Source organism: Bradyrhizobium sp. 154, from assembly GCF_023073875.1.
Classification (GTDB): Bacteria; Pseudomonadota; Alphaproteobacteria; order Rhizobiales; family Xanthobacteraceae; genus Bradyrhizobium.
Genome location: NZ_JADPKG010000108.1, coordinates 18,925 through 29,492, shown reverse-complemented (window position 1 = coordinate 29,492; position 10,568 = coordinate 18,925). Strand labels below are relative to the sequence as shown.

12 protein-coding genes and 2 pseudogenes are annotated in these 10,568 nt (G+C 58.3%); 6 read left to right on the top strand and 8 right to left on the bottom strand.

Annotation, left to right across the window (positions count from 1 at the left end):
• From IVA92_RS26860 to IVA92_RS26840, 5 genes and pseudogenes are all read right to left on the bottom strand, one after another.
• Positions 1–337, bottom strand: a pseudogene (locus IVA92_RS26860) (YncE family protein); the annotation flags it as partial.
• Positions 338–512: 175 nt separating this feature from the next.
• Positions 513–833: pseudogene (locus IVA92_RS26855) on the bottom strand (integrase); the annotation flags it as partial.
• A 145-nt stretch (positions 834–978) separates the two neighbouring features.
• On the bottom strand, positions 979–1,728 hold the full coding sequence (locus tag IVA92_RS26850) for a class I SAM-dependent methyltransferase (RefSeq protein ID WP_247280392.1): 750 nt from the start codon (positions 1,726–1,728) through the stop codon (positions 979–981).
• Positions 1,725–2,243 carry a GNAT family N-acetyltransferase gene (locus tag IVA92_RS26845; protein WP_247280391.1) on the bottom strand — a complete coding sequence of 173 codons (519 nt, stop codon included), beginning with the start codon at positions 2,241–2,243 and terminating at the stop codon, positions 1,725–1,727. Before IVA92_RS26845 ends, IVA92_RS26850 begins: the two co-directional genes overlap by 4 nt.
• 286 nt (positions 2,244–2,529) lie before the next feature.
• Positions 2,530–3,117, bottom strand: coding sequence for a hypothetical protein (locus IVA92_RS26840; RefSeq protein ID WP_247280390.1), 588 nt, complete (start codon positions 3,115–3,117; stop codon positions 2,530–2,532).
• A gap of 323 nt (positions 3,118–3,440) precedes the next feature.
• Between IVA92_RS26840 and IVA92_RS26835 the strand changes: the two genes are divergently transcribed.
• Complete coding sequence (locus IVA92_RS26835; RefSeq protein ID WP_247280389.1) at positions 3,441–3,890, top strand: DUF4440 domain-containing protein; 450 nt, start codon at positions 3,441–3,443, stop codon at positions 3,888–3,890.
• 329 nt (positions 3,891–4,219) lie between these two features.
• Positions 4,220–4,513 (top strand): hypothetical protein, encoded by a 294-nt coding sequence (locus IVA92_RS26830; RefSeq protein ID WP_247280388.1) that lies wholly within the window; start codon positions 4,220–4,222, stop codon positions 4,511–4,513.
• A gap of 232 nt (positions 4,514–4,745) precedes the next feature.
• Here the strand turns inward: IVA92_RS26830 and IVA92_RS26825 are convergent, their stop codons facing one another.
• Entirely contained in the window at positions 4,746–5,636 is an 891-nt protein-coding gene (locus IVA92_RS26825) for an AraC family transcriptional regulator (protein WP_247280387.1), read from the bottom strand.
• A gap of 118 nt (positions 5,637–5,754) precedes the next feature.
• Here IVA92_RS26825 and IVA92_RS26820 point away from each other — a divergent pair, with 118 nt between their 5' ends.
• Positions 5,755–6,234: a nuclear transport factor 2 family protein gene (locus tag IVA92_RS26820; RefSeq protein WP_247280386.1), complete on the top strand. Its 480-nt coding sequence runs from the start codon at positions 5,755–5,757 to the stop codon at positions 6,232–6,234.
• 402 nt (positions 6,235–6,636) lie between these two features.
• Positions 6,637–7,137, top strand: a complete 501-nt coding sequence (locus tag IVA92_RS26815; RefSeq protein WP_247280385.1) for a nuclear transport factor 2 family protein — start codon at positions 6,637–6,639, stop codon at positions 7,135–7,137.
• A gap of 477 nt (positions 7,138–7,614) precedes the next feature.
• Here the strand turns inward: IVA92_RS26815 and IVA92_RS26810 are convergent, their stop codons facing one another.
• Positions 7,615–7,824: a hypothetical protein gene (locus IVA92_RS26810; protein WP_247280384.1), complete on the bottom strand. Its 210-nt coding sequence runs from the start codon at positions 7,822–7,824 to the stop codon at positions 7,615–7,617.
• Between the two features lie 183 nt (positions 7,825–8,007).
• Between IVA92_RS26810 and IVA92_RS26805 the strand changes: the two genes are divergently transcribed.
• The gene (locus tag IVA92_RS26805) at positions 8,008–8,430 is read left to right on the top strand and encodes a hypothetical protein (RefSeq protein ID WP_247280383.1); all 423 of its coding nucleotides are present in this window, start codon (positions 8,008–8,010) and stop codon (positions 8,428–8,430) included.
• A 139-nt stretch (positions 8,431–8,569) separates the two neighbouring features.
• Here the strand turns inward: IVA92_RS26805 and IVA92_RS26800 are convergent, their stop codons facing one another.
• Positions 8,570–8,761, bottom strand: a complete 192-nt coding sequence (locus IVA92_RS26800) for a hypothetical protein (protein WP_247280382.1) — start codon at positions 8,759–8,761, stop codon at positions 8,570–8,572.
• Positions 8,762–9,093: 332 nt separating this feature from the next.
• Here IVA92_RS26800 and IVA92_RS26795 point away from each other — a divergent pair, with 332 nt between their 5' ends.
• The gene (locus IVA92_RS26795) at positions 9,094–10,260 is read left to right on the top strand and encodes a cytochrome P450 (protein ID WP_247280381.1); all 1,167 of its coding nucleotides are present in this window, start codon (positions 9,094–9,096) and stop codon (positions 10,258–10,260) included.
• The last annotated feature ends 308 nt before the right edge of the window (positions 10,261–10,568 follow it).

Below are 10,568 nucleotides of genomic sequence, written 5' to 3'. Positions count from 1 at the left end.
GATTGGCCTGCAGGTCGACGACGTAAATCTTGTTGTCCAGCACCTGTTTCAGCGTGTCGCCCTCCTTGACGACGTCGACCGAGTCGGCGACCAGCGCCACGGTTCCGCTGGGATCGATCGCAACGTTCACGGGCGGTCCGACCACTGAGTTCTTCAGCGGCAGGGCACCGATGATCTTGGGGGTTTCAGGAGAGGCGAGATCAACGATGAGAACCTGATCCTTACCAGGTGCAGACAGAACGGGCTTGCCGCTTTCGTCCCACAGAAGCTTCTCATCGAGGCCGACGATCAAGAGCGGCTTCGCGTGCCCAGTGCTAAAGCTCGTACTGAGCAGCATGACGGCCGCAAATGATAATCCTATGGCACGGTTACGCCACATCTTGGCATCCTCCCGAAAATGACGCCCGCCTCTGCAGGGCTGGTCTTAGCAGTTTACGAGGTGAGGCTTTCGTTCGCTAGTGGTGCCTCGTCTGATCTCCTGGCTTCTCGCCTGTCGCCCTCAGATGGTCATCGAGGGCTTGGCGGGTCGCCTCGGTAAGCTCGAATTTGACGGGACGACCGGTCTTCTTCTGGCGGACACTGGCTCGATCGGCCGCATAGCCGCTGGGTGCGATATCATCGACTTTGAGGGCGACAACGTCGCAACCACGAAGTTTGCTATCCATAGCGACGTTGAACAGCGCCAGATCGCGAATCCGACCTTCGACCTGGAGCTTTGTTCGAATGGACCAGACGTGCTTGGGACGGAGTGGCGGCTTCGCGCCAACGATCTTTCCCTTATTCCACGGTCGCCGCTTGGCGACGTTCACGTTGGGGCTTGGGACATCAGTCATGATGACCTCCTCAGTTGATGAGGCCGGTCATTTTCGGGCGAGCAACCTTTTGAACCTACGTCGGCTTATAGACAATTGCAGGCGTACTTTGGTCCTATTGTTTGGCCGGGTGGGTGCAAATGTCCCATAAGCGACATCGGGGCATTTACTGGCGGAGGGCGCGCAAATGCAGAAAGTAGGGTATGCGCTGCCAACGTCGGGCAGCACTGGACAAGACGGCATGTTCGGGAAGGGATGGCTCTCGAAGCATCTCGACTAAGAATCCCGCGCTCTCTAGCGCTAAGAAATAAGCTTCGATAGGGCGATGCTCGCTATGGAACGTCATCGCCAAACCGTCACGCTCGACCGCGTCAGCATATCGAAATGCACTGAGATAGTCGCCCTGGATGATGAAACGCGCTTCGGCGCTTGCCTGTTCGAATCTCCCAGCGGAATTGATCGGATGAACAATTGCCACACAAAATCTGCCACCCGGTTGCAACACACGCGCCGCTTCTCGGACGGCCGCAGGCATATCGCTGATATCTTGAAGTGACATGAAGGCGATTGCTAAGTCCGCGCAGGCGTCGTCAAGGGGTAGCGCCGTGGCGTCCCCCAAACGCACGTCCGTCGCCGGGTCGAACTCTCGCGCAGCTTCGACCATAGACGGCGAACTGTCGATTGCGACGACCCTGTGCCCAAGTCCCTTCAGGTCACGGGTTAGCCGTCCTTCGCCGCAGCCGATATCTACCGTTTGTCGTCCGGGCGCAGGCAACAGATGAAGGAATTGATCTCGGTGAAAGCGCCAGTAGCTATCATGTCCGGGAGCGCGCGCCCATCGTATCCAGTGACTGGCCTCGGCTTCCCAGCTGACATTTAGAGGCACAGCATCTGCAATCGTTCGTGTGATGCTCATGATGGGCCCTCTGGACCATCCAGACCTTTTGCCTCCGCTCGCGCAAACGTCGTCAGAGCCTTGGTCATGGGATATCCGGAACTGGTCCCAAATCCGCCGAGCGGCGGCCCATTTTCGACATAGCCGTTGGACACGTAAAATCGGCGCGCGGTCTCAGTGCTCGTCAAGCTACACTGGTTATTGCCTCTTTCTGCGGCTCGCGTTTCTAGCGCCCGCAGTAGGGCGCGGCTAACTCCCCAAAATCGCGCGTCGGGCGATACGTAATTGAGGCCAATCGTTCCGGCATCGGTTACTGACCCGACCGCGAGGATGTCGTTATTTTCGACAGCCACAAGCACCGAGTTGTCCGTCTGTTCGACCCAAGCACAGAAATTCTCATGCGTCTTATTGCCCAACCATCGTGCCAAGATGGAGGGGTCGCTTCGGTGGTCAGCTCCGCAAAGCTCCGCTATCGATCGCTGCAACACAATGCAGGCAGAAGGCGCATCTTCTGGTATAGCTTCTCGTATTTGCATCCAGTGATTTTGGCATACGGCCGATACCCGTGGCAATGGGCAGCCTCGCTGCAATGTCGCCCACTGGCCTCGTGCCGACCTCAGCTGAGAGCGCCGCGAGATCCGCTTGCTAAAGGTGACCCGAACAAGGCGATCCGAGCGGGCCAAGGCAGCCTTTGACCCGACTCCGACATTGCAACGTGCGTCGTCGTGCAGCCGATCAACTCGACTTTACGCCATTGGAGCATCCAAGCTGACGTTCGCCGCCGTGCCGCTGGTCTCGAAGGCACGGCGGCGTCCACGTGCGTCACCGCGCGCTGCCCGTGGTTAGCTCTTGCGAGTGCACCGGGATCATCAGGTGCTCATTGGGTTTGCCGGGGAACATGACGTAAGGCTGGGTCGCGTCCTTGACGTCCAGATCGCGCGGATAGGGACTGAGCATCTCACGTGCTGCGCCCCCGACAATCATCACGTGCGGGCCGGTCTGGACCCAATGCTTGTGCGTGTGCCGTTCGGCATGATCATGATTGCTCGTGCCGGTGTCCCCGGCCAGCATGAAAATCAGGCCGATCTTGTTCGGCGGCTCCTGTTTGGCCTGTAGAGCTTTGCGCCATTCCATGGCGTTCTGATCATCACATTCGGGCGTTCCGTCATTTCCGATAAAGCACGTGAAACCGTTCGATCCGGTTTGGACGGTCTTAGAAGACCCATCCGGCTGCATCATGGTGATCGTCGCGTTATTCACGACCGACGGCGGGGCGGCGGTCTTCACCTTGGCGATGTACTCTGGTTCGGTCTTCGGGATTTCCTCCGTTGGAAGAGCCGATGCCGACGTGACGAGCGCTGCCGAAGCTACGCAGAACCCAACCGACGCGAGAGCATAGAACCTGTTCATGGCTTACCTCCTGCAAAGTGGGCAACCGCACGAACTGTACACCGAAACCAACTGGGCGTATCTTCCGAGGTATGGCAGGGATATTTCCTTTCTCTATGTGACTCACCCAATCTATTGCTGCTTTGCGGGCACTCGACTCCGCCTCGCCACGCGGCGTCATCAGCTGCGCAGCGAGGCCTGGAGCTTTTCAGCGCCGTTAAGCCGAGGCAGGGAATGCGACGCTGGAACCGCCTTCCCACTGGCGCCTGAAGTGCTATCCTGAACGCACGGGTAAGCCACGCGGAGCGATAACTATGCGCACAGTAGTCCGAGCCGCAAATGTCATGTCGTTCTTCATGATGTTCTCCGTTGTAGCTTTGCCGGCGTGGGCTGCCGGACCAGAGGCGGAAGTGAAGGCGCTCCATGCCGCCGATCAGACCTGGCTAAAAGGCTTCACGGCCGCCGACGGCGATACGATGGCGAAGTTGTACGACGAACGCGCAGTGTTGATGCCTCCTAACGCGCCGGCTGTGACGGGTCGCGACGCCATTCGCACCTTCCTGGCGAACATGTCGTCGGAAGCAGCCAAGGCCGGCCTTGTGTTCAGTTTCGCCGACAAACAGGATGGCGGCGCAAACGGCAACCTGGGCTGGTCTTCGGGCTCCTATACGATCAAGGACAAGGCAGGGAATGTGGTCGAGACCGGCAAGTTCCTGTCAGTATCGAAAAAGGTCGGCGGCAAATGGCTCTACTGGCGCGACACTTGGAACGCTGACAGTCCGCCACCAAAATAAGTCCGCTACATCGCGCTTCAAGTTGCACTTCTCTTGCTGGACAGCGAGATCACGTTTTCGCGCGGCGTTGCGATCTCTCTGGATCGATTGACACGCCGAATGCGTCCCTGCGGTGTCCAAGCAGAATCTTTAATGTCGCCTCTTGGCCCGTCGCTGACCTTTGCTCAGACGGCTGCGAAGTCCCGTTTCGGGAGCTGAGCCGAACGCTTAGCACTCCGATGCGAGTGACGTTTTTCTCTATCGCTTTAGGATTGTGGCAATTAATTCACGCTATTGGCTCGGCCTATGGCCTTCGAGATGCCCACGGTTGGCGTTAAGGATAGTGTCTGATGTACTTCCTCACTGCCTGTCTGATCGTCGTCGTCGTGAGTGCCGCGGTATCGCTTCGTCGATCCAGAAATCTATCCCAGCCTCAGTGGGCTACCCCGGCCCAGCGGCTCGCAGCACGGCGGCGAGCGCTTTGGCCGACAATCTGCGCGGGGTTTTGTCTGCTGGGGCTGCTCGGATTTCATCATTTTCAACACGAGCCAGAACTTGGTCCCACCGCGACGACCTATCTCATGATGCTTGTTACCTCTTTCTTCGGCGGTTCGTTTCTTGGCGTCATTGGCGGGATGGATTGAGGTAGCGGGGATCAATGCAAGGCTAAAACGCGCCGGACTATGACAACTGACAAGCTGTCATGTCTTTGGCATCGTCCTGTTGGTGTCCGGGCCCTTAGCTCAGAGCGCCGCGAGGTCTACTTCCTGAAGGTGACCCGAACAGGGTCATGCAAGCTGGCCAAGGCCGTCTTTGACCCTGACCGGACATTGGACTTCTTTTGTTGAATGCTCAGGTGCCAGTCTGGTACCTTTTTTATTCCGGTCGGCTACGGCCTGGAAACCGCATCCGGAATTTCGATGGAGTCATCCCTGCATGGTGACAAAAAAATTTCACGAAGTTCGTTGCCTCGCCGAATCCGACGGTCTCGGCAATGGCCTCGATAGGCCACGGTGTGTACGCAATAAGCCGCTTCGCCTCGAGGATCACGCGCTCCTCGATCATCATCTTGGGCGGAAGACCACGCACCGCAACGCAGGCGCGACGCAACGCTTTGGTTGAACAGCCGAGCCTGTCGGCATAGTCTTCGACACGGCGCGTCCGCATGAAGTGGGCTTCGACCTCCGTGAGAAAGTGCCGGACTGTCCGATGATAACTCGAGAGCAACGGAGCTTCGTGCCGGTCCGAGCAGCGAGCGATCTGCAAGAGCAGGACGTGAAGCTGGTGCTGCAAGATGTTTGCGCAGGTCGTCGAGCCATCGCTACATTTGTACTCATCAATTATCGCGGCACACCCGGCGCAAACTCGCCCGTATGAATCCGCATCGAGGTTGATCGCTCCACTTGCCGCCGCATGATCGAGCGCCGAGCCCCGGACCAGCGGATGGTTCGCCGCCTCGTCGGGCAGGACAAACTCGGGCGTAAAGAGAACGACCGTTGCCTCCACCTCTGCGCCGGGCACGAACTGCTGCACCTGGCCTGGGCGAACATGCAGAAGCGTCCCCGCCGTGCAGCGCAAACGCTCGAAGTCGAGGAAATGCGTCGTCGCCCCCGATGAGAATAGCATCAAAAGATGAAAGGCAGGACGTTGCGGGTGGTCAAAATGATCGGGCGGCACGCGCCTGAACAATTCCGACAACGCGAGCGGCTCGATTCCCAATTTTGGGAAGCGCCTGTTGAAGTAGTGGACCCCTTCAATGGGCTTCATCAGGAATCTCGCGCCGCATGGCCGACTGTCCGATTTTGATCATCTGACGGTACCAGACTGACCTAGCTATGCGCAATGCGATACGGCACGCTCTCGTATGCACAAGGAGGGCTTCACCATGCCGAACAAGCTGATCCGTATGATTGCCGCAACACTCAGTTTCATCACCCTCGCGCTCAGCCCGCCCGCGCCAAGCGCCGCAGCCGGCACGGAGAGCGCGGCGATCACATCCGCCAATCACGCCTTCGATGAGGCATTGTCTGCGCGTGACATCGCGGCGATGGACATGATCTGGGCGCACGAACCACATGTGGTCGCGGTTCATCCTGCAAGCAAAACGCCGATCATCGGCTGGGCCGCTGTGAGGCAGAGTTGGGAAGCGACGTTTGACCGCTTTGCCGAAATCTCGGTGTCGATGCAGGACCCGCAAATTCGCATCAATGAAAACGTCGCCTGGGTCGTAGGTCTCGAGGAGATTCGAGGCAAACTGAAAACCGGCGAGGCCGCAACCTTCATGGCTTTGACCACGAACATATTCGAAATGAGCGGCGGCCGCTGGCTAATGGTCCTGCACACGACCTCGCGCGTTCCACACTGACCTATGCAAGCCCAAGTTCAGTTACAGGGAGCGGAACAATCTGAAAGCGAGGTAGGTTGGCGACTGTCCTTGGTCCGTAGCTGCCTCGCCCGACCATTCAACGACCGTCTCCTTTCAGGTGGAGAGCGGATTAGGGCTGTGAAGTCTCTACGCTTCAGCATGTGACCCCATGGCCGACATCGCTGTGTTGAGCTATATTGGCGCAGGAGCCAACGTCACTTCGCGATCATCAGGATGAGTCAGGTCGGCGCTAGTGCGCCCGAGGTGTACCAACCGTAATACTGACAGGACCTGTTCCTCGAAACCGGGCGACCGCGTGATCGGCGTTGCTTAGGAGGACGGAGGTAAGCCTCGTCTCCATCCTCTATTCTAGGGAGGCATCAACAGCAGGGAGCTAACATCATGCGCACATTTGGAGCTGTATGTTTCTCATTATTGCTGTCAGCAATTCCTGCTACTGCAGCAGATCAAAATCTCAAGGAGGAAATTGGGAAGATGGCTTCAGCATACGAGCAGCACTTCAACAAACAAGATGCTGCCGGGATTACGGCACTTTATACGAAGAACTACCTGCGTGTTACTCAGAATGGAATTGAGCCCGATAATACCAAGTTTTATGAGGACGGTTTCAAAGCTGGACTTAATCGCCTCGAGGTAAAGGTGACCGAAGTTCAGCCATTGTCAGAAAACATGGCTCTGTCAACTGGCGAAGCTCACATTACTGGAAAGAGTGAGAAAGGCGATCCCCTAGAAATAAACGCGATTTGGACTGCTCTTGATGTTCGTGAGAATGGGCAATGGAAAATTCGTATGCTGACGTCGGCTCCTAAGGCACCGCCGCCGCAGCCGCAACAAGCGGGGACCACTGCGACTACAACGGGGAACGCGCCGAGTGGAAAATAGCGCCTACCCGAGAGAAGTTCGTCGTGACCGGCTTTCGCGCCCAAACGGGCGGAGGCAGCAACTGAAACGTAGGTCTGTCGGCCACGGAAGCCGACTCGCGTCCGCTGCGTGAGACCAAGGGGCCTCCCCTCTCGAAAAATGACGGGATAGCGCGGCTCCTTGATCGGACCGAGGATCAGCTTTTAGTGAAGACCGGACTGCAGCAAGTACAGCCCTGCAGGACCGAGTCTGGCCCTACGCGACGAAATGCGCCTATCACCTCCATGCCACCGGAGCTGATAGAGATCGGGCGAAAACTGGCGCGGTTGACCCTAAACGGAAATCGGGCGTCGCCTGATCGGATTCACAAAATCGCGCTCAATGTCGTTGCGACAAGATGCATGGTTTGCTCCCTAAATCGTGCGGGCTGTTCGCCACACGGGGTCAAGCTGAAGAACCCGGTTTCGTCTTGGAAGGATGTGCAGAGGATTCACTCGTTCAGAGATGAGCACGCGGCAATAGCCATCCCATGATCTTCTGATACGGATCGCGACGACTGCGAATGAATGCGTTCTCGTTCTGCTGAGCGGCGGTCCTGGCGAATTCAGAAATCCCCTCCAAAGACTGGCGTTTATCCTTCGGAAGCTTCGCCCATTGGCGAATGATCTTCCGGCGGGCTTCGCGTTGCTTTTCCCTTATGTCAGGCATCTGGAAGCTCCTTGAAGAGGATTATTCCGATCGACCTAGTATTGTTTGGGCTCACTAGAACTTCAACGTCCAATCAAGAACTCTTAGCCCCTCTGATCGTGAAGCTCTATACACGGGAGCCAGTCTCATATTGGCTTTACAGGCCCGCCGCCCTAGAATTGCGGCGATCGCAGGACGGGCGAAATGCAGTATGTTTGCGACGCACCGAAGGGCAAGACCTGGTTCCGTATCGAGACGGAAGGTGAAGCGATGCATGAGTCGCGCCTGATGGACCACACAGTTGAGAAATATTTCCGCCGCGAGCGGGAGAAGGCAGTCGAGTCCTGGCGTCCCGAGCGGCCCAACGCGATCGAGCGCGACATCGGCCTCGAGGCCCATGTACAGCGAGAGATGCCGCTTTTCCTCACGCTGCGCGACAGGGAGGGCAATGCACTGACTACAGCGATGCTGCCACCCGGCGGCAAGGATCGCGGCGGGTTCCGGATCATCATCGTTGCCGCATCCAATGCCGATCCCTATCCTCAGCAAGACGCGGCCATCGCTGCACTGGGAGCACATTTCGGTCTCACACTCGATCGCAATCGCTGCTTCCCCTACGGCCGCTAAGGAGCCTGATAAGTACCGCCGCTTGATTGAGCGATGTCGGCTCATGGACCCATAGCTGTCTCGACCGAAAGCGCTCTCCAAGGCCGCCCACGAAATTTTGCGAAATGCGGGTGGACGGTCGCTGCAGGAGTGCAAGCCTTTAGCTGATAATCTCCCTGACCTTGATGCCGCGCAAGGTCTCGATGCAGTCAGCTACCAAATGCAAGAGCTCTTGCCGCTTTATGCTCTTCACCTGACGACCTTCCATATTGATTAGTATGTATCTCGCCATGTCGTAGGCGACTTCAAACTGCGATTTGCCGGTAACCTCGACATTGATTCTTTCAGCCATTTCGCTCCCCGCTAGTTATAATTGGAAAGGAGAAGCCTATTGGAAAGCGCGTGGCCAAGTCGAGTCTGTCTTCCTTTGCGGTTAGATCATATCGGCCTGAAGGTCCGCTGGCGCTGCAACTCGAAATGCAGAGCATTAAACTAGTCCCGCTTTTGGCCCTCAACGAACATTCGCTTATGTCCGATGTTGTGGACAATGCGGGCTTCGCCATCGCACCCGCGCGTACTCGACTCTTGAAGACACGTCCTGAGGCCGCCTGTCCCAATCGCTGGGGACAGACGGCGGCTCCTGAAGGCGCTAACCTTGGCAGGCACATAGCAAGGGAGCGAAGTTTGAGCACCGCGCCGCGCATCGACATCGACCCGGCCGCATTCTGGGCCGATCCCTATCCGATGCTCGCGACAATGCGCAAGGAGGCGCCGATTGCCTTCGTGCCGCAGCTCGGCTCGACGTTGCTGACGAGCCGCGACGACATCTCGATTTCCGAGAAGCAGATCGACGTGTTCTCCTCGCACCAGCCCGCAGGTCTGATGAACCGGCTGATGGGCCATAACATGATGCGAAAGGACGGCGAGGCGCACCAGGTCGAGCGCCGCGCCATGTTTCCGACGGTGTCGCCGAAGACGGTGAAGGCGCATTGGACCGCGCAGTTCCAGGCCCATGCCGACCGCATCATCGATCGCATCGAACCGGGACGGATCGACCTCATGCGCGATTTCGCGCTGCCCTTCTCCGGCGAGTGCCTGAAGTCGATCACCGGCCTCACCAATATCGGCTTTCAGGACATGGATGCGTGGTCGCAGGGCATGATCGAGGGCATCGCCAATTATGCCGGCGATCCCGCGATCGAGGCGCGCTGCCACGCCGCGACGTCGGGCATCGATGCCGCGATCGACGACATCCTGCCGGTGATGCGCAAGCATCCGGACCAGAGCATTCTCGGCGTGCTCCTCGCCTCCGGCATGCCGATGGAGAGCGTGCGCGCAAATGTGAAACTCGCGATCTCCGGCGGCCAGAACGAGCCGCGCAAGGCCATCGCCGGCACGGTATGGGCGCTGCTGACCCATCCCGAGCAGCTCAATCTCGTGCGCAAGGGCGAAGTGTCCTGGCTGCAAGCGTTCGAGGAATATGCCCGCTGGATTTCGCCGATCGGCATGTCGCCGCGGCGCATCGCAAAGCCGTGGAGCATCCGCGACGTGTCATTCGAGCTCGATGAGCGCGTGTTCCTGATGTTCGGCTCGGCCAATCGCGACGAGAAGCATTTTGAGCGCGCCGACCAGTTCGACGTGAGACGAGACACATCCAAGAGCGTCGCCTTCGGCGCCGGTCCGCATTTCTGCGCCGGCGCCTGGGCCTCGCGCGCCATGATCGCCGACGTCGCGCTGCCGACCGTGTTCGCGCGCGCGGGGCAGCTCGAGATCGCCGATGACGAGGAGGTGCGGATCGTCGGCTGGGCGTTCCGCGGCCTGCAGAATTTGCCGGTCAATTGGCTTCATTAGGTCGGCCGGGGCCCCTCCATCCCGAGCCCCGCCATGATGCCATCTTGCTCCTGTTTTGCCCGACGAGTCAAACGAACTTCGGATAATGCGTAAGTCATTGTTTTCGCACGCCCTGGCTACTGTGCATGGGGTTGTTTTTGCGGTTTTGGTTCCGGCCGCGAGTCTCGAGACCGAACCCGCGCGGCCTTCACATCCGCGTGCAGAAAAATTCCATCTTCATTCGCTCCGCCGCTTGAAAGATTAATCACGCGCTTCGCCGCACGCGCAGTGTTCGCATCGCTATTTTCCTGAGCGTCTCGACAGCTTTC